Below are 22,187 nucleotides of genomic sequence, written 5' to 3'. Positions count from 1 at the left end.
GGTGTCGTCACATACTGCTCAGCGAGCGCGCGTAGTTGATCTGGCCCATCACCATTTGGAAGCTCTCGGGACCCCGGGCCGGGATCATCGTCGAGTGGTGCCGGCCGCCGCTCGTCACCGTGACCTGGATGAAGCCCGTGGTCGTCTTCTCCTTCATCAACAGGAAGAGCAGACCCAGCAGACAGAAGATGAAGAACACGACCGCCAGCACGATGGCGTGCGCCGGGATCTTCTCCTCGGTGCGCGACATGTCCGTCGCGTTCCAGACCGAGCCCCTCAGCGGGAGGGTGCCGGCGGGCGTCACGATCGAGTCGCCCATGACGGTGATGTCACCGATCGACACCAGCGGCGCGCCACCCATCGGAGCGGGCGGACCGCCCGCAGGGACGGGCAGAGCAGGCTGCGTCTGGCTGTAGTCGGGGGTGCCCTGGCCCGGATATCCGTACCCCGGCGCCGGATTCGGGTAGCCGTACGCCGGCGTTCCCGGCGGCTGCGTCGGCCCCCACTTGTACTCGGGCTCTCCGTCCGCGTACGGATTCGGCTCGCTCATACTCTCGTCCCCGCTTTCCTGCTGCGCATGTCAGACAGAACCGATCCTGCCAGGTATCGCCCTCGTCGGTGAAGTGAAGCCGTACGGCGAAGGGTCCCGCCTCCCAGGAACGGGAGGCGGGACCCTTCGTACCGCATCGGCAACTACCGTTGCCCGGAAGTCCAGATGCCGACCAAGCGCAGAGGCTCAGAGGCTCAGAAGCGACGCGTGATCAGCGCCCGCTTCACTTCCTGGATCGCCTTGGTGACCTCGATACCGCGCGGGCAGGCGTCCGTGCAGTTGAACGTCGTGCGGCAACGCCACACACCGTCCTTGTCGTTGAGGATCTCCAGCCGCTGCTCGCCGGCCTCGTCGCGCGAGTCGAAGATGAAGCGGTGCGCGTTCACGATCGCCGCCGGGCCGAAGTACTGGCCGTCGTTCCAGAACACCGGGCACGAGGAGGTGCACGCGGCGCACAGGATGCACTTGGTGGTGTCGTCGAAGCGCTCGCGGTCCTCGGCGGTCTGCAGACGCTCACGCGTCGGCTCGTTGCCCTTGGTGATGAGGAAGGGCATCACGTCGCGGTACGCCTGGAAGAACGGCTCCATGTCCACGACCAGGTCCTTGAGGACCGTGAGGCCCTTTATGGCCTCGACCGTGATCGGCTTCTCCGGGTTGATGTCCTTGATCAGCGTCTTGCAGGCGAGCCTGTTCTTGCCGTTGATCCGCATCGCGTCGGAACCGCAGATGCCGTGCGCGCAGGAGCGCCGGAAGGTGAGCGAACCGTCGACGTCCCACTTGATCTTGTGGAGGGCGTCGAGCACACGCTCCTTGGGGTCGATCTCGATCTGGAAGTCCTGCCACTGGGCCTCGTCGGAGACCTCGGGGTTGAAGCGGCGGATCCGGAAGGTGACCGTGATGTAGGGCGAGGCGGCGCTCTCCGCCTCCACCTTGTCCAGTACGGGAGTAGCCATCAGTACTTACGCTCCATCGGCTGGTAGCGGGTCTGGACGACCGGCTTGTAGTCGAGCCGGATCGACTCGATGCCGTCGTCGCCCACCTCGCGGTACGCCATGGTGTGGCGCATGAAGTTGACGTCGTCGCGGTTGGGGTAGTCCTCGCGGTAGTGACCGCCGCGGGACTCCTTGCGGGCGAGTGCGGAGACGGCCATGACCTCGGCCAGGTCGAGCAGGTTCCCCAGCTCGATGGCCTCCAGCAGGTCGGTATTGAACCGCTTGCCCTTGTCCTGGACCGAGACGTTCAGGTAGCGCTCGCGCAGCTCGCCGATCTTCTCGACGGCGGTCTTGATCGTCTGCTCGGTACGGAACACCATCACATTGGCGTCCATGCACTCCTGGAGCTCGCGGCGGATCTCCGCGACCCGCTCGTTGCCCGTGGCGCTGCGCAGCCGCTCGACCTGGTCCTGGACGAACGCCGCCGGGTCCTCGGGAAGCTCGACATAGTCGTTCTTCGCGGAGTACTCGGCCGCGGCGATGCCGGCCCGCTTGCCGAAGACGTTGATGTCCAGCAGCGAGTTGGTGCCCAGGCGGTTGGCGCCGTGCACCGAGACGCAGGCGACCTCACCGGCGGCGTACAGACCGGGAACGACGGTGGTGTTGTCCCGCAGGACCTCACCCTCGACATTGGTCGGGATGCCGCCCATGGCGTAGTGCGCGGTCGGCTGGATCGGGATCGGGTCCGTGTAGGGCTCGATGCCGAGGTACGTACGCGCGAACTCGGTGATGTCCGGGAGCTTGGCGTCCAGCTGCTCCGGCGGCAGGTGGGTCAGGTCCAGGTAGACGTGGTCGCCCTCGGGACCGCACCCGCGGCCCTCGCGGATCTCCGTGTAGATGGAGCGCGAGACGACGTCACGCGAGGCGAGGTCCTTCATGACGGGCGCGTACTTCTCCATGAAGCGCTCGCCGTCCTTGTTGCGGAGGATGCCGCCCTCACCACGGGCGCCCTCCGTCAGCAGGATGCCCATGCGCCAGATGCCCGTCGGGTGGAACTGGAAGAACTCCATGTCCTCCAGCGGCAGTCCGCGCCGGTAGCAGGCGGCCTGGCCGTCACCGGTCAGGGTGTGCGCGTTGGAGGTCACCTTGAAGAACTTGCCGGTGCCGCCCGAGGCGTAGATGACGGCCTTCGCCTGGAAGATGTGGATCTCGCCGGTGGCCAGCTCGTACGCGACCACACCCGCCGACCTCTTGACGCCGTCGACCTCGGTGATCAGCTGGTCCAGGACGTAGAACTCGTTGAAGAACTCCACGCCCTCCTTGACGCAGTTCTGGTACAGCGTCTGGAGGATCATGTGACCGGTGCGGTCCGCGGCGTAGCAGGACCGGCGGACCGGCGCCTCGCCGTGGTTGCGCGAGTGCCCGCCGAAGCGGCGCTGGTCGATGGTGCCGTCCGGCGTCCGGTTGAACGGCAGGCCCATCTTCTCCAGGTCGAGGACGGCGTCGATGGCCTCCTTCGCCAGGATCTCGGCGGCGTCCTGGTCGACCAGGTAGTCACCGCCCTTGACCGTGTCGAAGGTGTGCCACTCCCAGTTGTCCTCCTCCACGTTGGCGAGCGCGGCGGCCATGCCACCCTGCGCGGCGCCCGTGTGGGAGCGGGTCGGGTACAGCTTCGTCAGTACGGCGGTACGGCTGCGCTTGGTCGACTCGATGGCCGCGCGCATGCCGGCGCCGCCCGCGCCGACGATGACGGTGTCGTACTTATGGATCTTCATTGGTCTCGTCAGCCCCGGCTTTAGCGGATGTTCGGGTCGAAGGTGAAGATCACCAGCGTGCCCAGAAGGATGGTGAACACCGTGGCGGTGTACAGCAGGCCCTTGAGCCACAGGCGCGTGTTGGCGCGCTCCGCGTAGTCGTTGATGACGGTACGGAGGCCATTGGCGCCGTGCAGCATGGCGAGCCACAGCATCAGCAGGTCCCAGGTCTGCCAGAACGGGGACGCCCAACGGCCGGCCACGAAGGCGAAGCCGATCTTGGAGACGCCGCCGTCGAGCACCAGCTGGATCAGCAGGTGGCCGATGACCAGGACGACCAGGACGACACCGGACAGGCGCATGAAGAGCCATGCGGCCATCTCGAAGTTGCCGCGGGTCGACTTCGGGGTCTTCTTGGTACGCCGGCGAGGCGCCTCGATGTACGGAGCCGGATTGTCCACGTCGTAAAGGCTCTCGCCCTCGACGGGACCGATCACGGAAGAAGTGTCAGCAGACATGTCTGGCGTCAGCTCCCGAGCAGTTCACGTACGGCGTGGCCGAGCACCGGGTACAGGGCACCCACCATCAGCACGAACCAGATGGCCATGACGGTCCAGAACATCTGCTTCTGGTAGCGCGGGCCCTTGGACCAGAAGTCCACAGCGATGACACGCAGGCCGTTGAGCGCATGGAAGAGAATGGCGGCCACCAGGCCGTATTCGAGCAGCGCGACGATCGGCGTCTTGTACGTGGCAACGACACTGTCATACGCCTCGGGAGAGACGCGGACGAGAGCGGTATCCAGCACGTGTACGAACAGGAAGAAGAAGATGAGGACGCCGGTGACTCGATGAGCCACCCAGGACCACATTCCTTCCCGGCCGCGGTACAGCGTTCCAGCCGGCACGGCAGAACCCTCCGGGAGCGGGGATTGGGGCCTGCCGGCTTGGGGGGTCGGTCTGGCCCGGCCGGGTACGGTCCACCGGCCCCGGCCATCGTAGCGACGAGTTGTCGGTTCGTTCGCCCGGGGTCCGCAGGTGTGATCAAACAGGCAATCAAACAGCCTCGGACGGGCTATCGGGAAGCCCCTGCGACGTCTGATTCCGGATGGTTGGCCACTACATGTGCCAGTCGGGAGCGGGCGAGGCCGCGCAGCTCCTCGGCGGAGACGGCCCGCTCCTCGTCCGGCTCGTGCGCGAGGCGGGTGCGGATGCCGGCCAGTACCTGATCGAGGTATTCGTCGGGGTGGTAGCCGTGCAGGCTGATCACGAAGGCGTGGCCGAAGCGGCTCTCGTACGCGGCGTGGGCGGCGGAGAGCGCGGTCTGCGCGGCCTGCGGCGCGCCGGGGTGCAGACCGGCGGAGGACTCTTCGGAGAGGGCCTCGGAGAGGTCTACGGGTGAGAGGTCGTAGCCGGCCTCGTCGGAGGCGGCGAGCAGCGCGTCGAGGTCGGGATAGGGGCGGTGGGCGACCACGCGCTGGGCCCAGCGGCGGCTGCCGCAGCAGGCGAGCAGCACGGCTTCGGCCAGGTCGGCGGGGGCGGCGTTGAAATGCGCGAGGCCCGGCGCGCCGTGACGCGGGGAGGGTATGGCGGATGGATCGAGGGCTCGGTGACTGTGGTGGAGTGGCGGCGGTCGCTTCGGGAGGCCGGCGTGGGATTCGCTGGACAGCGTGGGCTCCTCGAACGGGACAGCGGGACGGCTGGGAGACAAGTGATGGATGGTTCATAACGCTATCCAGGCCGGGCAGGAGCTGTCCGACGGATGCGCGATATTCACCCGGACGAGAGAGTTCCGCATCGCGTGATAGACCTTGATGGGGGGTGCTTCGCCATAGTTACACCAGATATGGGAGGAATCCGAGTGAGACGGCACTCTGGGCGCGCAGGGTTCACCGGCGCGATCGTTGCCGCAGCCGCGGCCTTCTCGATGACGCTGACCGGCTGCTCGAGCGGTGCACCCGGCGGGACGGGCAGCGATGTGCGCGGCGCAGGGAAGACACCCGTGGCCGCGGCGCCCACGCCGTCGCCCTCCAGGACGTACCCCCTCTCGAAGGCGCCCGACACCATCCCGTCCGTACGCGCCTTTGAGCCGGCCCGCGGTCCTGGCTGGCGGCCCCAGGCCGGCGGCGGGGTCGTCATCGCCAAGGGCAGCGGGGCACTCGCCGACGAGGGTCAGCTGATCGCGAAGGAGCTGAAGCTCGGCTACCGGGGCGCGGTTCCCGCCCGCGCCGGCGACGTCGAGCTGGCGCTCGCGACCCCACCGAAGGGCAAGCCCGAGTCGTACACCGTCCTCACCCGTGGCGGGCGGGTCACCATCTCCGGCCCAGACCAGGCCGGGGTCTTCTACGGGACGCGGACGCTGAAGCAGGCGGTGCGGTCCGGGGGTGCGATGCCGGAAGGTGTCGTACGGGATCAACCGGACCGGCCGCAGCGCGGGCTGATGGTCGACATCGCGCGCAAGCACTACACGGCGGGCTGGATCGAGGACCGGCTGCACGAGATGGCCGACCTCAAGCTCAACCAGCTGGGCCTGCACTTCTCCGACGACCAGGGCTTCCGTATCGCGTCGGACTCGCATCCCGAGATCGTCTCGAGCGAGCATCTGACCAAGGCCGAGGTGCGGCGGATCGTGGAGCTCGCCGCCCGGCTGCACATCACGGTCATCCCGGAGATCGACTCCCCCGGCCACCTCGGCGCGGTGCTGGACGCGCATCCGCAGCTCCAGCTGCGGGACGCGGCGGGCAGGTCCGTGCCCGGTGCGATCGACATCGGACAGCCCGCGTCGGCGAAGATCGTGGACGAACTGCTGAAGGAGTACGCGGAGCTGTTCCCCGGCGCGTACTGGCATCTCGGCGGGGACGAGTACCAGGCGCTGACCAGGAGGAACCCGGAGGTGTCCTTCCCGCAGCTCGCGGCCGTCGCCCGCCAGAAATACGGGCCGAACGCGCGGGTCCAGGACCTGGCGACCGCGTGGGTGAACGACCGTGCGGCGGTGCTGCGCCCGCTGGGTCGCAAGCTCAAGGCCTGGAACGACGGCTTCTTCCGGGGTGGTGTGGTCACCGCCGACAAGGATCTCGAGGTCGAGTACTGGACGGGCAAGGAGATCGGGGCGCGGCCGCCGGAGGAGTATCTGCGCGAGGGCCGACGGGTGGTCAATGTCAATGACGAGTACATGTACTACGTGCTCGGCCAGCCGCAGACCTTCCGCTATCCGACGGGCCGCCGGATCTATGAGCAGTGGACGCCCTTCGTGATCCGCGGTACCCAGTCGGTGCCCCGGACGTACTCGGACCAGATCCTGGGCGGCCGCTTCGCGGTCTGGTCCGATCTCTCCCAGGCGCAGACCCAGGACCAGGTCGCACGCGGCATCGCCATGCCGTTGCGGGCGACGGCCCAGAAGCTGTGGGACCCACGTCCCCCGGTGCGCAGTTGGCCGGCCTTCGACGAATTGGCCCGGAAGCTGGGCTGAGCCGCGGATTCACGCTGGACGGTGGCCGCCGGGGAGACATATCTTCCGCTGGCGGCCGCACCTTGTGCGGCCGCGATTCTGTGACGCCTCTGGGGAGGGGTGTCATCTCACCCGTGGGGGTCCGCTCAGCCATGCTCTGCTCGAACTGCCAAACGAATACGGCCACGACCGGGGAGGGCCTCTGCGATGGCTGCTCGGTAGCCGCGGCCAACAGCACTCCGCCGCCTGCCCGCCCCTCGATGGGCTACGCCAGGCCCACATCCGCACTGCGCTCGCCGGTCGGACTGTCGTACGCCGTCGTGACGCTGCTCTCGTTCGTCATCGTGGCCGACCTCTTCTCCGTTCTCGCCTCGGTCAATCTCCGGGGAGTGGTGGGTCCGCTGCCGGGAGACAGGTTCGAAGTCTTCGCGGACGAGGACCTGGAACGGGCGGACGTGCTGATCGCCATGGCGGGTGGGCTTCAGTCCATCGGGCTCTTGGCGGCGGCCGTGCTCTTCATCATCTGGTTCCACCGGGTACGGATCAACGCCGGCGTGTTCGCGCCGGATCTGCAGAGCCGCGGCCCCGGCTGGGCGATCGGCGGCTGGTTCATCCCGATCGGCAATCTGTGGATCCCGCGCGGGGTCGCCGGTGACATCTGGGTGGCGAGCCGCCAGGACCCGTACGGAAGGTCGAAGGGGGAGTCCCACGCCGTCCTCAACGCCTGGTGGACGGCGTGGGTCATCTCGCTGCTGATCGACCGTGTCGCGAGCCGTCAGTACGACCATGCCGAGACGGCGGAGGCGCTCAGGACGGCCGCGAACGCGTTCATCGTCACCGACCTCGTCGACATCGTGGCCGCGCTGCTGGCGATCCTCGTCGTCCGCAGGCTGACGCGCATGCAGAGCGTCAAGGCCGTGCGGGGCCCTCAGGAGGTCGCGGTGTGAGCCCGCCCGGGGGCGCGCGGGCTCACACCGCGGGATTTCACGGCCGCGGCGGTCCCAACTGGGCGCTGTGCAGGCCGAGTTCCAAGTGGGCAGAATGTAACAGAGTTGTGGCGCATGTGTGTGCGAGTGACGTATGACGGTTCCTCCGGGTCAGGCTGGTGCCTCCGGCATGGGGGGAGCGGGGTATGGGGTTCTCGGGCTACTACGTCGTGGGCAGGAGCGGGCAGCCGCTCACGGAGCAGGGTGCGCTCGCCGGCGTACGGGGAAACCTGACGCTGTACCAGCAGCGAGCGGACGGCTGGCAGATCTGGCAGCACCCGAGCGAGCCCGATATCGGCGATATGGGCGCGCTCGCCCGGTCGATGGGTGCGCCGGTGCTTTTCGGCTTCGTCATGGACAGTGACTGCGTGGTCGTGGAGGCGGCGGCACCGGACAGCGGATCCTGGTACGCGTGCCTGGCCCGTGAAGCGATGGCCGGGTATCTGGGCACGAGCGGCATGGTGCTCGACGACCTCTTCCTGACCGCCGAGGACGCGGTGCGGCGGGCGGCGGAGTGGGCGGAGGAAGCCGGCACGACCATGGCGGCGGAGGCCCTGAAGGGGGTACTTTGCGCCAAGCGGCCCGAGCCTTTCGCCGAGGAACTCTTCTTCCGATTCCTCGATGGACTGGGAATTCCCGGTCTGTCGGAGTGACGCATTTGAGCCACGGGGCGCAGTAAGAGGAAGTACTGCGTCCGCGACGGGAGGCGTCCATGGCGTCGAAGAGCCTGAGGGAACTGATGGCACAGGCGGATGAGCGAGGCCTGGCCGCGAGCGGGCTCGCCTGCCTGGACCGCTGTCTGCCACTGCTCGCGTCCGAGGCCGATGCGCTGCGTCCGCTCTGGGCCGGGCTGGTGGAAGGCGAGGAGGACTGGTCCCTGCGCCTCGCGGAGGCCAGGGAGACCATGGAGAGCGCGGCAGTCGACGACGAAGCCGCCGCTCTCGTGCGGCAGATGCTCGGCGCCGCGCCCTCCGAGTGGGAGGTGGATCCGCTGCGGGAGTGGGCGGACGACTGCTCCGTCGCGGCCCTCGAACTCCACCACCGCTTCGATGCGGGTCCCGGTACCGAGGTGCCGGAGGCGGCCGAGGTGGTCGACGTGTTGAAGCGCTGCCGTGAGGGCGAGCCGGACGGCGCGGGTCCGCTGGTCGCCGGTGAACTGCGCCGTCAGGTCCAGATCCTGGAGATCCTGGCGGACGCGGAGGGGGGCGTCGGGCTGCGCCAGGCGCTGGATGTGTCGACCGAGGGACAGCGGGTGCTGCGCGCGGTCGTCTCGCGCCGTGCGCGCGTCAGGCGCTGACGCGCGCGGCTCGAGGCCGCCGCGGACCGCTGGGGTCCCCGGGAGCTGACCCGGGCCCGGCGCTCGCCGAGGCCGGTGGCCGGTCGGTGCCCGCCCGGAACGCCCCGCAGCCGGTGAGCGTCCGCCGGAGTGATCGTGTTCCGCCGGGCTGTGAGTCCGTGGGCGTCCGGCTCGGGGTGCGAACGTGCCCGGCGGGGTCCCGCGGCGCGTGACGGGCGTACGGGCTCGGTGCGCATGGGCTCCACCGGCTGCGCGGACTACATGCACTGTTCGGGTGCGACCAGGCTGAGCGGGTTCACCCTCGGCGGCCGGGGCGCCGCCTGGATGAGACGAGCGGGCATCACTTCTTCCCACGCCCGTCGGCCGGCAGCTCGCCGGTGCAGGTCGCTCGCCCGAAGTTGCCGGACGCGGTGGCACGTTGCACGTGCTTGCCGCGGATGGCGAGCGTGCAGCCGGCCTGGCCGCCCTTCCCGTCGAGGACCAGGGCGATGGTCGGTGCCTTGCCGAGCGGTACCTGGACGGTCTTCTTCCAGGGCAGCGTGACGCCCTTCTCCACGGTTGCCTCGCCGGACTCGCTGCGTGCGAGGTACGAAAGCTCGGCTGTGCCGCTTCCGGTCACCTCATAGGTCACCTCGGCGGTCGGGACGACACGGGCCTTCGGCTTCTCGGGAGTGTTGAGGACGCCGTAGCCGATGAGTCCGCCGCAGGCGAGCAGCACGACTGCCGCGATGACCAGACCACGCCGGTCCGGGCGCCCCCTCTCTGCGGTCTCCGGCTCCGCGACGTCGATCAGGTCCGAGGCTTCGGTGGCTTCGGTGGCTTCGGTGGCTTCGGTGGCTTCGGTGGATCTCGCGGATTCAACGGATTCAACGGACTCAACGGATTCCGTGGACGGCATAAGGGACCGGCTTTCAGCGAATTGACTCTGTGCGGAACCGGGCGTTTATACACGACGCGATCCTCCTGGCGCGAGCGAGCGGAAGAAACGGGCGAATCGACGCCCTTAGCGGGGGTCAACTGTCCCCAATGTCCCAGGGGTTGACGGGGCATCACTCAGATGATTAGAAATCACGCCGCCACAGCCGTGAACTGCCAGTTCGCGGTCGTGGAGCAATGAGTCACGCCGGCCGGATACCTCCGGGTCGGCTCATTCGGCGTGCCCATTTCGCATGCGGCGAATTGGCCGCCGATGCGGAAAGGCATTCGAGGTGAAAGTTCCGTACGGGAGATACATCTCCTGTCTGGTTGTTTCGGCGGTGGCGGGAACGCTGCTGCCGCAGGTCGCGTATGCGGCGCCACCGTCGGCGGCGCACAACGACGACGACAAGGGGATTGTCGACACCGTCAAGGGCTGGTTCTCGGACGACGACGACAAGGAGTCGGCCAAGCCGCCCGTCGGCGGAAAACTGGAGATACCCAGCCGCGAGAAGCTGCCGAAGGGCAAGAAGCTTCCGAAGCCCAAGCGGGTCAAGGAGCTGACGAACCGCCGTACACCGCAGGCGCGGTTCTGGCAGCTGTCGGACGGCCGGGTCGAGGCGGAGCTGGCGGCCGTGCCGGTCTCCTACAAGTCCGGGAAGTCCTGGAAGCCGATCGACACGGCGCTGAGGCCGACGACGGCGAAGGGGTTCGACTTCGCCAACACGGCGAACACGGGCCAGAGCTGGTTCGGCTCCGACGCCGAGAAGCTGCTGCATTTCAGGGCGCCGGACGGCCGCTCGGTCACGATGGGCCTGAAGGGTGCCGGTAAGTCGCTGAAGCCGCAGGCCAAGGGCGAGACCGTCACGTACAAGGACGCTGTTTCCGGCGCGGATCTGCAGTACAAGGTGGGCCGGGGACAGGTCAAGGAGAACGTTGTCCTGGACGCGGCTCCGGCCGGCCCGGTGTCGTACACCTTCACGCTGAACACCGACGGCCTGACGCCGAAGGCCCGCAAGGACGGTTCGGTCGCGCTGTTCGGTGAGCTCCCGAACACTCCGGTGATGGTGATTCCGGCGCCGTACATGACGGACGCCAAGAAGGACGCGCTGTCGCCGACCGGTGGTACGTACTCCACCAAGGTCAGCCAGAAGCTCAGCCGCGACGGCAAGAACTGGAAGCTGACGGTCACGCCGGACACCAAGTGGCTGGCGGCGAAGGAGCGTCAGTACCCGGTGGTGATCGACCCGACGATCACCATCGCGCCGTCGCCGACGGACTCGCAGGACACGATGGTCCTGTCCGACCAGCCGTCGGTGAACTTCAACACCTCGTGGAAGCTCGCGGCCGGCAAGACGGACACGGGCATCGCCCGCTCGCTGATTCAGTTCCCGCTGAGCGAGATCCCGGCGGGCGTGAAGGTCGACGCCGCGCGGTTGGGGATGTACTACGACCAGTCGCACACCACCAACGGCAAAGCCGTGACCATCGAGGCGCACCGGGCGACGGGTTCGTGGACCGAGTCGGGCGCGAACTGGTCCAACACCAGTGCGCTGGTGGGCGAGCTGTCCGGCACCACCGTCCAGCAGGACGACGGGGACACCGGTACGGCGGCGGTCGGCGAGTGGCCGGGAGGCACCACCACCGGTGGGGCCGCGACCAACGACGACTTCGCCTACAACAAGAACGCGCTCACGGGCGAGACGTACACCTGGCAGCCGCAGGTCCCGGAGACCGACTCCTACCGGGTGGATGTGCACTACCCGGCGGCGTCGGACGCGGCCACGGCCGCCCCGTATACCGTGAACTACAGCGGCGGCGCGAAGAACTACACGGTCAACCAGACCGGGACCGGCGGGGTCTGGAAGACCCTGGACACCGCTGAGTACACCTTCGCCAAGGGCAACGCGGGCAAGATCGTGCTGGGTGACACCGGCAGTTCGACCACGCGCACCCTGGCGGACTCGGTCCGGCTGGTGAACCCGGCCCAGATCGTGAAGCCCATCGGCGAGTACAACCGGTGGCACGACTTCCCGGTCACCGACACCGTCCAGAAGTGGGTGTCCGGTACCGCCACGAACTACGGGTTCGTGCTGAAGGCCACCGATGAGTCGGGCGACGCGACGACTGGCGGTCCGCTCGGCGGTCCGCGCTACGAGGCGGGCGACGCCAACACCTACGGCGGCGAGACCTCCACCATTCCGCGACTGACCGTCACCTACGGCAAGGTCGGCACCGCGCTGAACTCGCCCACTGTGGTGCACGGTACGGGCCCGGAGCTGTCCTGGCCGGCGTACGTCAACACCGGCGGCGCGGCGAACGACGCGATCGCCGAGTACCAACTGCACCGCTCCACGCAGCAGGTCTTCACACCGTCCGCGGCGACGCTGATCGCGCCGATCTCGTCGACGACGACCGCCTGGACGGACACCACCGCGGTGCCGACCCCGGACTCCAGCTCGTCGGAGATCGGCAAGTCGTACTACTACCAGCTGGCGGTGAAGACCAAGGGCGGCGAGCTCCTCGGCTCGCCGACCCGGGTGGTGGGCATCCCGAAGGCCGGCCGGACGATGAAGATCATCCAGTCCGGTCAGACGGACACGACGCTGTCCTCGCAGCAGCCGACCACCAACCAGAACGCGATCCAGTCCTTCGGCGTGGGCCAGAGCTGGCTGAGCGTGGGCAACAACTCCACCACGTACGGCAAGACGCGTGCCGTGCTGAAGTTCCCCACCACAGGCATCCCCACCACCGCCACGGTGCTGGAGAACAAGCTGTACATGTGGGGAGCGGAGACCACCAGCACCACCAACGGTGCGATCTACGAACTCCACCCGCTGACCCGTGACTTCACCGACACGACGGCGACATGGAACAACGCGACGGCGACGACCGCGTGGACCACGCCGGGCGGCGACATGTCCGCCACCGTTTCGGACACGGTCCCGCAGATCACGGACGAGGTCGGACGGCACTGGTGGGACGCCACCGGCCTGATGCAGTCCTGGGTCAAGACGCCCACGGGCAACAAGGGCGTGGCCGTCAAGCTGAAGGACGAGACCACCACCGGTCCGCAGGAGCGCACGCTGTTCCTGTCGTCGGAGGCCTCCGACCCGCAGCTGCGGCCGTACATGCAGGTCATCTACGTGGACTCGACGACTGAGGACACGTACTACGCGCCGCAGACGCCGGCGCGGATGACGCCGAACTCCACGTACACGGTGGACTTCACGGTCACGAACACGACCGCTTCGGCGTGGGCGGCCGGTGAGCGGCAGCTGTCGTACACCTGGAAGCTGCCCGACGGCACGGACATGACCAACGGCGGCAACCAGCTGTCGACGGCGATCCCGGCCCTGCTGCCGGGCAAGTCGGCCACGATCCAGGCGCAGGTCAAGACGCCCATCAACTCGGACAACGGCTCCAAGCGCACCGAGTACGTGCTGGGCTGGGACGTCCGCAAGATCTCGGACGGCAGCTGGCTGTCGGCCGGGACGGGCGCCATCCCGTCGCTGAAGCAGAACGTGGCGGTGGAAGACCCGACCTCCAACTCGCTGGGGCTGGAGAAGTTCTACTCGTACACCGGCAAGAACACCGGCGCCGGATCCACAGTCATGAACAACCTCGCGTCCGGTAACAGCGTGTGGTCCTACAACGCGTTCACCAACCCGGGCAGAGGTCTGAACACGTTCGCGCGGTTCGCGTACAACTCGCTGGACACATCGGACACGGTGGCCGGCCACGGCTGGTCGTTCCAGGCCGCCGGGCCGATCCGGCTCGGTGCGCCGCTGGACTTCCACCCCAACCCGAACCCGACGGAGATCCGTCTCCCGGACGGCGACGGCACCACGCACATCTTCAGCAAGCAGCCCGACGGCTCGTGGAAGGCCCCGGCGGGTGTCCACTACAAGGTCACGATGAAGTCGGGCCTGGACTGCAAGCCCTCCAAGGATCCGGTCCCGGACGCCTGGACGCTGACCCGGCCGGACGGGACTCGCTTCCTGTTCGGCTGCGACGGCTACATGACATCTGCGGTCGACAAGAACGGCAACACGCAGACGTTCACGTACGAGGAGCGCAAGTCCAACAACAAGCCGACCAAGTTCCTGACCTACATCACGGACCCGGCCGGCCGTCAGTCGCTCACCGTCGACTACTACAAGAAGGGTGACGCGTCCTACGAGTACATCAACGACTCGGGCGCGAAGGTCAGCGGCACCAACCTGACCAACTCCAAGATCTACGACCACGTGAAGTCCATGACGGACATCTCCGGTCGCAAGGTCTCGTTCTACTACACCGACAAGGGCCTGCTCGGCCAGTTCACCGACGGTGCCGGCTCAAGCCAGCCCAAGGACTTCAAGTTCACCTACGACGCAACGCAGGGGAACAAGAACGTCAAGCTGGTCAAGGCCACCGACCCGCGCGGCAACGCGACGAATATGGCGTACTACGCGCCGCAGGCCGGTGACGACCCGAAGTACCACTGGTGGACCAAGACGATCACCGACCGCCTCAACGGGAACACGGGTTTCGCCTACGCGGTGAACGCCACCAACACGAAGTTCACCGACACCAAGGTCACTGACGGCGAGAGCCATGCGACGGACCATGTGACGGACGACTTCGGCCGGCCGGTGCAGACCACCAACGCCAAGGCACAGACGACCAAACTGGCCTGGGACGCGGACAACAACGTCACATACCTCGAAGAGGCGAACGGCGCCAAGACCGCATACTGCTACGACCAGAAGACCGGCTACCCGCTCTGGCAGCGCGACGCCGAGAACAACAAGGCGGGTGTGCCGCCGTCGAGTGACTGCGCGCCCGGAACGTACCCGGCCAACGCCCAGAAGTTCGAGTACCAGACGCGTCTGGACGGCTACTCCGCCGACCTGTTCACCAAGACGTCCCCGGAGGGTCGCAAGTGGCAGTTCGGCTATGACTCCTTCGGCAACCTCAAGAAGGTCACCGACCCCAAGGGCGTCTCCACCGCAACGGTCGACGACTACACGACCACGTACGAATACGACGCCTTCGGTCAGATGACCAAGTCCACTGACGCCAACGGCAACCCGACCACCAACAGTGGTTTCGGGCCGACCGGTTACCCGGCGACCATCAAGGACGCACTGAACAAGTCCTCGACGTTCGTCTATGACTCGCGCGGTCAGGTCACCGAGGCCACCGACGCGCTGAGCAAGAAGACCACGCAGACCTACGACGTCTTCGGGCGTCCGCTGGTCAAGACGGTGCCGAAGGACCAGGCCGCGGGTGTGCTCATCAGCACGCCCGCGCCGCAGTACGACGCCAACGACAACGTGATCACGTCGACCGCGCCGAACGGTGCGTTCTCCACGGCCGTGTACGACAAGGCCGACCAGGTCACCTCGGCCACGGCACCCAAGGACACGACCACGTCAGACGAGCGGAGAACGACGTACACGTACGACAACGTCGGCAACCTCGTCTCGACCACGGAGCCCAAGGGCACCCTGACGTCGACAGACACGACCGACTTCGTCACGACCAACGTGTATGACGAGATCTATCAGCTGACGTCTGTCGTCAACGCCACCGGTGACAAGATCTCCTACTCGTACGACAACGTCGGCAACGTCATCAAGGTGGTGGACCCGAAGAAGTATGTGACGGCGGATCCGGATGATTACTCGGCCAAGACCGAGTACGACCTGAACCACCGGCCGACGGCGGACACAGATGCGGCGGGCAAGACGAAGCGGCGTGCCTACGACAAGGACTCGCTCGTTGTCTCCACGACTGACGCCGAGCAGAACACCACGCTCATCACCTATGACGAGCGGGGCAAGAAGACTGAGGTCAAGGTCCCGCACGACGGCACCTCCACGGTCACGTACAGGACCACCAAGTACGAGTACGACCAGGTCGGCAACAGCACCAAGGTGATCACGCCGCGCGGCACGGCGACGGCGATGGCGGACGACTTCGCCCAGCGCACCGAGTACGACGCGCTGAACCGCCCGGTCAAGCAGTATCAGCCGTACGACCCGACGGATGGCCGCTACAACAAGGCGGACGTCTATACCCGCACGGACTACGACGCGGTGGGCCGGGTCGCCAAGAGCTCGCTGCCGCCGTCGGAGGGCGAGACGGTCCGCAACGACACGACCTTCGAGTACTTCGACAACGGCTGGACCAAGAAGTCGTCGGACCCGTGGGACATCGCCACCAGCTACGACTACAACGAGCTCGGCAAGCAGACCAATCGCACGCTGACCTCCGCAGGGGGCTCCTCGGAGCGCGCCATGTCGTGGTCGTACTACCCGGACGGCAAGCTCAAGAGTAAGTCGGACGACGGAGTCCCGGCCGGGAAGTCGGTGGTCCTGGTCGACAACTCCGACAGCCAGAACACCTCCTCCACGGGTACGTGGGCGACAGGAGACGTCACCGGGCAGCAGGGCTACAACCACCGTACCCACGCGGCTGGCGCGGGCACTGATGCCTTCACCTGGACGCTCAACGTCCCGAAGGACGGCACGTACACCGCGTACGTGAAATACCCGAACGTGACGGGTGCGGCCACCGCGGCCAAGTACACGCTTGCGCACGGTTCGACCACCGAACCGGCCGTCACAAAGGACCAGAACGCGGGGACCGGCACCTGGGTGCAGCTGGGCTCCTACAACCTCAAGCAGGGCGACGACACCACGCTGAAGCTGGAGCAGAACAGTGGCGGTGTGGTGGTCGCGGACGGCGTGAAGCTGGTCCGGGACACGACCGGCGATCCGGTCGACACCGAGAAGCATTCGTTTACCTACGCCTACGACGTCAATGCCAACCTGACGTCGATCGACGACACCTCGTCGGGTGCGAAGATCGACGCGTACGCGATTGCCTACACCGGCCTGAACCAGGTCGCGAAGGTGACGGAGGCGCTGGCCGGTCAGGAGAAGAAGTCCACGTCGTACACGTACGACATCAATGGCCAGCCGAAGACGGTCAGCCACCCCGATCAGTTCGCCGCGTACACATACGACCTGAGGGAACTGGTCAAGACCGTTTCGGTAGGCACCTCCGCCACGGATGCATCCCCGAAGGTCACGTCGTACACGTACACGGACCGCGGCCAGAAGCTGAACGAGACCAAGGCAAACGGCAACACCGTCGACTACAGCTACTTCCTCGACAGTGCGCTGAAGTCCTCCTCGGAGAAGAAGCCGAACGGGACCTTGGTCGCCTCGCACACCTACGCCTACGACCCCAACGGCAACAAGGCGCAGGACGTCGGGAAGAAGATGAACGCCGACAACCACGCGGCGTATCTCGACTCCACGACGGACTACACCTACGACCCGCTCAACCGACTGGCGAAGTCGGTCAAGACCGGAACAGGCGCCGGAACGGAGACGTATGTCCACGACGACAACGCCAACGTCGTCAGCCAGACGGTCAAGGGAACCACGACCGCGTTCAACTACGATCGCAACAGGCTGCTGACCGCAACTGTGTCGGGCGCCACCGCCAACTACAACTACGACCCCTACGGCCGCCAGGAGTCGGTCACCAGCGCAGGCCGGACCATTGAGCGGAGCGTGTACGACGGCTTCGACCACGTGGTGGAGTCCCAGAAGGCGGACGACACCGGTGCGCTGAAGTCGACGACCTACACCTTCGACCCATTGGACCGCACCGCGTCCAAGACGACGGGCGGCACGACCACCGACTTCGAGTATCTGGGTCTCACGGACGAGGTCCTGGACGAGAAGGTGGCCGACAAGCTGACCAAGTCGTACCAGTACAGCCCATGGGGCGAGCGTCTCTCGCAGGTCAAGCACAACAGCGACGGGACCAAGGAAGACGGCTACTACAGCTACAACAGCCACACCGACGTCGAGACCGTCACCGACAACAGCGGTGACACCAAGGCGACTTATGGCTACACCGCTTACGGCGCCGACGACAAGGCGGAATTCACCGGCATCGACAAGCCCGACGCCGCAGCCCCCGACAAGGAGGCCTACAACCCCTACCGCTTCAACGCCAAGCGCTGGGACGCCCAGTCCGGCACGTACGACATGGGCTTCCGCGACTACAACCCGGGCCTGAACCGCTTCACCACCCGGGACATGTACAACGGCGCTCTGGCGGACATGCGGCTCGGCGCCGACCCGTACACCAGCAACCGCTATGCATTCACCGGCGGTAACCCGACCAGCATGGTCGAACTCGACGGCCATCGTCCGGACAACGACGACACGCCGTTCAATCTGGGCAACTACCTGCGCGAGGAGTTCACCCTGGCGCATGACTCGGCCATCGAGATGGCGGCCGCGTGGCTGTGGTTCAACCACTCGGTGTTCGGCGGCAGAGCCACCAAGCACATTCAGATTCAGAAGGGTGGCCTCAACCCGCTGAACAAGATCGAGAAGGCCACCGGCGGCGAGGGCAGGGCCGACCTCATGCTCTGGACGCAGGACAGCGTCTACGTCTGGGACATCAAGAACGCTGGAGGCGACGCCGAGAGAGACGGTGTCAAGGAGGTCGCCGACTACGTCAAGGACCTTCAGGCGCAGCTCAAGAAGAAGGGCGACAACCGAGTGGTGAGGGTGGGATTCGATCTCCCTTACACGCTCACGGCGCCCGCCATTCACAAGCCGGGGACTCTGCTTGACGTGAAGTCCTCCAGCCGGTTCCCCGGCAAGGGTGTCATCACATACACCCAGCGCAAGATGCCGACACCGGACCCGGAGCCGGTCGCGGAACCGGCTCCGGAGCCGGCATCGAAACCGAACTGGGTCACCGGCACGTTGCTGATCGGCACTGGAGTCGTACTCGGCGCCGTCGCCGGACTGGACGATGTGACCGGCATCGGGGTCGCGGATGACCCAATTCTGTTCCCGATAGCCGGGGGACTGATCACAGGCGGAGCGGCAGCCTTTTCGTAGCGGGCGATGAGTCCCTCAAGCCGTAAGTGATTCCCCAAGATTGCCCGGGTGCCTGCACCCGGGCAATCTTTTAGGCTGGTTGACTGCGCGTCAGCTGCCTCTGCTGGAAGCGAGTTATCGGGACATGGCGAATTGCCCACGAATGCCGCAAAGATGCCCTCTGTGTCTACGTCGCGCATTCGCCGTGCCCTTGAGCGATATGCTTAAGGGCAACGAAACAAGTGCGGGAGTGCAAGGGTGGCCGCAACCCGGCTGTACAAGATCGAGAAATAGGCAGGAGAGATGTTGTGAGCCTGATCATCAGACTTCGACGAGTCCGTCCTGAGGAATTGGACGGCGTTAGCGTTGAAAGTCTCTTGGCAGCCGTGCCGCTGAGATCCGACGAGACAGAATTCGCGGCAGCCCTGGCAGCGGCCACCCTCTTCGACCTGTCGGACGAATGGGAAGTGGTGCATGCAGCGCTTACGGGAGGTTCGAACGACACGCGCGACGTGGGATATCAGCCGGTTCTCGGGGGTGGCATGCTCGGGCGCACGGCTACGGAAGTCCTCGTCGCTCTGGCACCGGATGAAGTGCATGACGTCGCGCGTCATCTGGGTGGAGTCGACCCCCATCGTCAGGTAAGTGACAACCTGGCAGCGATGGAGGCAGCGCATGGTGGCGAGATCGGTGACAAATTCGCGCGCCATCTGGCGGGTGTACTCCGAGGTCTTTCCTCTTTTTATGCGAAGGCCGCATCGGATGGCGACGCCGTGGTGAAGGTTGTCTATTCCTGATGGCGAAAGCGTAGTAGGTCGGTACGTCGCGTGGAGGGGTGCACAGTGCCGGACGAGCGTTCTGCCGTGGGGCTGCAAGTGCCCTGAATAACCGCGTCACCTGCCGTCCAGTGGACCTCGCGGTAACCCGCGAGTCCTGACCCGCCGCCGGACGCCGTCCGGCGGCGGGTCGCTCTTCTTGTTCTACTCCCGGCGGGGACCGGTCCTCGCCGAGGGGGGAGGCCCGGATTCGGGCCGAGGTTCAGGGAGGAAAACATGAATCATCTCGATGTCGTTCGGCTACTCGGTCTTGATGCCCCGGTTCCGGCACAGGAGAGCGGCAGTGAGGAGTGGTCAAAGGACAGCGGGTACGGGGGCGGGCAGGTGATCCCTGAAGATTTCGAACTGCTGGTCCAAGCGATGCAGAAGGGGATGATCGCGGGCTCCGTGGTCCTCACGCGGCCCCGCTTTGCCGTGCGTTCCCTGGAGGACTTCACCGAGGACGCCGCGCCGCGCATCGCGAGCATGGAGGCGTCCCTGCGCAACCGCGATCACGATCTTCCACTGCCTTTCTTCCCGAACCCCGGCGGAATGGTGCCGTGGGGCCGCACCGCCCGTGATGGTGTGCTGCTGTGGGACACCACCGACCCGGACACCGCGAACTGGACGACCGTCCTCACCGAATCCGATTTCCAGGTGTGGCTGGACCTTCCTTTCTCTGCATCGGAATTCACCGCAAGGGTCCTCATGGCGCGCCCGGAGGGAATTCCTGCGTTCGAGACCATGGAAGAGTACGAGTCGGGCACATTCTGGAATGTCTACGAAGACATTCGTGAGACGGCCACAGCACTGGCGATCCGGGACATCGGGGCGGTGGAGGAAATCGTCACGAGGGTGCGGAGCATTGGTGTCCCGGGCATCCGGCAGTACGCAGAAGAGCTTCTGGACCGGGCCGTGAGCGAGTCGTTCGACGCGCTCCCGGAGGACTACCTGGCGGTCATGAAGGAATTCCCCGGCGGGGTCATCGCCGGGGTGCGGGTGTTTCCCGTCGCGCAGGACGGCTCGTCCGGTGCGGACGGCGTGGCGAGCCCGGCAGCCCCAGTCCTGCGGTGGCTGGATCAGGACCGGCTTTTCCTGCAGTGGGGAGAGGTAGAGGGCCGAGCGGCCGGTTGGCTCGCCGGCAAGGGCACTCCACAGGACTGGCGCGTCGCCTACATCGAGCCGGACGGCTCCGCGCTCACCTGCCTGGAGGACCAGACCTTTGCCACGTTCCTGCAACGCCGACTGCGGGGCAACAACTCACTGTTCTGATCCGGGTCCAGTCCGTATGCGGGCGGGGTCGCGCGATTCCGTGTCGACTGAACTGGACTCTGACGTGACGGCCCGCCAGGTCCAACTGGCGGGCCGCTTGCTTTTTCGGATCGGGCGTCAGGTGCACCGTTCCCTCTGGGGCCTGGGCAGCCGAGCCGCCGTCTACTTGAGGGAAGTGATGAAGGACGTCCAGGCGGGGGCCGTGAGCGTGAGGACCGGGCCGTGGGGGAGCTTGGAGTCGCGGACGGGGACGATGCCGGTGTGGGCGTCGCAGACCTCGACGCAGTCCCCGCCGGTGCCATTGCTGTAGCTGCTCTTGCGCCAGGCGGCCGCGCCGGGGAAGGCCTCGGCGACCTCGACGCAGTCGCCGCCGTCGCCGTTGCTGTAGGTGCTCTTGCGCCAGACGGCGGTGCTCAAGTCAATCCCGTTGCTTGCCATTTCGGTCATCCTCAGCCGCTTGCTCGATCAGGGCGAGGGACGCCTCCGGCGGCAGTGCGGCGGCCCTGAGCCGATCGTATGCCTTGCGGTACTGCTTCACGAGGGCCGGATCGTCGATGGTGTCACCGCTGTACTGAGCCTCCGTGTAGACCAGGGGCGGGGCGTCGGGGAAGGTCATGATCTTGGCCGTGCCGAGCATGAGGGGATGCGGTCCGCGGTTCCACGGAAGGATCTGTGGAAGGATCCGGCGGCGCCACGCCAATGCCGCGATCCGCTCCAGCTGTTCGGCCGCCTGCACCGGCGGGAGGATCGGCTGACGCAACAGCGACTCGGGAAGGATCGCCCAGTACTCCGGGGTCTTGTGGTCGTCCTCGAAGAGCCGGGCGCGGGCCATCCGCGCGCTGACCTTCTCCTCCACCTCGTCGTCGGGCGCCAGCGGGTGCGCCGACCGCACCACCGCCCGCGCGTACGCGTCCGTCTGCAGCAGACCCGGAATCAGGGTCGGACACCACTCCTCGATGGTCTCCGCGTGCTTCTCCGCCTCCAGTACGCGCTCGAAGTAGCTCGCGTGGCCTCGTCTCTTCGCCTTCCGCACGTCCTCGCAGCGCCGCTTGAAGAAGCCGTCCGTCCCCAGCGCCTTGTCCACGTGCTCGGCCAGTTCCGCCGGCATGCGGCGCTCGCCGCGTTCGATCTCGCTGAGGTGGCTGGGGCCGTAGAAGCTTCCCTCGACCAGCTGCTGGAGGGTGAGCCCGGCCTCCTCCCGCTTCCAGCGCAACTCCTTGCCGTAGAAGGTGGGGACGCTTGCCGACCCGTCGATGTCCTTGCGCTGGCCCATCGTTCACCGCCCTTGGTGCCGTTACCGCCTGTTTCCCAGC

At 66.6% G+C, this 22,187-nt stretch carries 16 protein-coding genes; 7 read left to right on the top strand and 9 right to left on the bottom strand.

Annotation, left to right across the window (positions count from 1 at the left end):
• Nucleotides 1-7: 7 nt before the first annotated feature.
• The 6 genes from ACFWDI_RS14560 to ACFWDI_RS14535 form a co-directional block, all read right to left on the bottom strand.
• Nucleotides 8-550: a hypothetical protein gene (locus ACFWDI_RS14560; RefSeq protein ID WP_385303898.1), complete on the bottom strand. Its 543-nt coding sequence runs from the start codon at nt 548-550 to the stop codon at nt 8-10.
• Nucleotides 551-744: 194 nt separating this feature from the next.
• Nucleotides 745-1,503: a succinate dehydrogenase iron-sulfur subunit gene (locus ACFWDI_RS14555; protein ID WP_385303895.1), complete on the bottom strand. Its 759-nt coding sequence runs from the start codon at nt 1,501-1,503 to the stop codon at nt 745-747.
• The gene (sdhA, locus tag ACFWDI_RS14550) at nt 1,503-3,257 is read right to left on the bottom strand and encodes a succinate dehydrogenase flavoprotein subunit (protein WP_385303892.1); all 1,755 of its coding nucleotides are present in this window, start codon (nt 3,255-3,257) and stop codon (nt 1,503-1,505) included. The genes ACFWDI_RS14555 and sdhA overlap by 1 nt, the downstream gene beginning before the upstream one ends.
• 20 nt (nt 3,258-3,277) lie before the next feature.
• A complete protein-coding gene (locus ACFWDI_RS14545; RefSeq protein WP_327325632.1) occupies nt 3,278-3,754 on the bottom strand; it encodes a succinate dehydrogenase hydrophobic membrane anchor subunit in 477 nt (158 codons plus the stop codon).
• Between the two features lie 8 nt (nt 3,755-3,762).
• Nucleotides 3,763-4,143: a succinate dehydrogenase, cytochrome b556 subunit gene (sdhC, locus tag ACFWDI_RS14540; protein ID WP_327325633.1), complete on the bottom strand. Its 381-nt coding sequence runs from the start codon at nt 4,141-4,143 to the stop codon at nt 3,763-3,765.
• Between the two features lie 167 nt (nt 4,144-4,310).
• A complete protein-coding gene (locus ACFWDI_RS14535) occupies nt 4,311-4,955 on the bottom strand; it encodes a 2-oxo-4-hydroxy-4-carboxy-5-ureidoimidazoline decarboxylase (protein ID WP_385304091.1) in 645 nt (214 codons plus the stop codon).
• Nucleotides 4,956-5,081: 126 nt separating this feature from the next.
• Here ACFWDI_RS14535 and ACFWDI_RS14530 point away from each other — a divergent pair, with 126 nt between their 5' ends.
• The 4 genes from ACFWDI_RS14530 (at nt 5,082) to ACFWDI_RS14515 (ending at nt 8,966) form a co-directional block, all read left to right on the top strand.
• Nucleotides 5,082-6,704, top strand: coding sequence for a glycoside hydrolase family 20 protein (locus ACFWDI_RS14530; protein ID WP_385303889.1), 1,623 nt, complete (start codon nt 5,082-5,084; stop codon nt 6,702-6,704).
• A gap of 239 nt (nt 6,705-6,943) precedes the next feature.
• Nucleotides 6,944-7,630 carry a DUF4328 domain-containing protein gene (locus ACFWDI_RS14525; protein ID WP_385303887.1) on the top strand — a complete coding sequence of 229 codons (687 nt, stop codon included), beginning with the start codon at nt 6,944-6,946 and terminating at the stop codon, nt 7,628-7,630.
• Between the two features lie 185 nt (nt 7,631-7,815).
• Nucleotides 7,816-8,322, top strand: coding sequence for a hypothetical protein (locus tag ACFWDI_RS14520; protein WP_385303885.1), 507 nt, complete (start codon nt 7,816-7,818; stop codon nt 8,320-8,322).
• A gap of 59 nt (nt 8,323-8,381) precedes the next feature.
• The gene (locus tag ACFWDI_RS14515; RefSeq protein ID WP_327325636.1) at nt 8,382-8,966 is read left to right on the top strand and encodes a hypothetical protein; all 585 of its coding nucleotides are present in this window, start codon (nt 8,382-8,384) and stop codon (nt 8,964-8,966) included.
• A 340-nt stretch (nt 8,967-9,306) separates the two neighbouring features.
• On the opposite strand, the gene ACFWDI_RS14510 is transcribed toward ACFWDI_RS14515, so the two are convergent.
• Entirely contained in the window at nt 9,307-9,864 is a 558-nt protein-coding gene (locus ACFWDI_RS14510) for a hypothetical protein (RefSeq protein WP_385303882.1), read from the bottom strand.
• Between the two features lie 1,309 nt (nt 9,865-11,173).
• On the opposite strand from ACFWDI_RS14510, the gene ACFWDI_RS14505 reads away from it, so the two are divergent.
• From ACFWDI_RS14505 to ACFWDI_RS14495, 3 genes are all read left to right on the top strand, one after another.
• A complete protein-coding gene (locus tag ACFWDI_RS14505; RefSeq protein ID WP_385304090.1) occupies nt 11,174-18,808 on the top strand; it encodes a DNRLRE domain-containing protein in 7,635 nt (2,544 codons plus the stop codon).
• A gap of 287 nt (nt 18,809-19,095) precedes the next feature.
• Complete coding sequence (locus ACFWDI_RS14500) at nt 19,096-19,584, top strand: DUF1877 family protein (RefSeq protein ID WP_385303881.1); 489 nt, start codon at nt 19,096-19,098, stop codon at nt 19,582-19,584.
• A 255-nt stretch (nt 19,585-19,839) separates the two neighbouring features.
• Complete coding sequence (locus ACFWDI_RS14495; RefSeq protein ID WP_385303880.1) at nt 19,840-20,874, top strand: hypothetical protein; 1,035 nt, start codon at nt 19,840-19,842, stop codon at nt 20,872-20,874.
• Between the two features lie 162 nt (nt 20,875-21,036).
• On the opposite strand, the gene ACFWDI_RS14490 is transcribed toward ACFWDI_RS14495, so the two are convergent.
• Nucleotides 21,037-21,312: a DUF397 domain-containing protein gene (locus ACFWDI_RS14490; RefSeq protein WP_385303878.1), complete on the bottom strand. Its 276-nt coding sequence runs from the start codon at nt 21,310-21,312 to the stop codon at nt 21,037-21,039.
• Complete coding sequence (locus ACFWDI_RS14485; protein WP_385303877.1) at nt 21,293-22,147, bottom strand: helix-turn-helix domain-containing protein; 855 nt, start codon at nt 22,145-22,147, stop codon at nt 21,293-21,295. Before ACFWDI_RS14485 ends, ACFWDI_RS14490 begins: the two co-directional genes overlap by 20 nt.
• Nucleotides 22,148-22,187 lie beyond the last annotated feature (40 nt).

Source organism: Streptomyces sp. NPDC060064, assembly GCF_042736455.1.
GTDB lineage: Bacteria > Actinomycetota > Actinomycetes > Streptomycetales > Streptomycetaceae > Streptomyces.
Note: the sequence above shows the minus strand (reverse complement) of the source record. Positions and strands in the feature narration are given on the sequence as shown.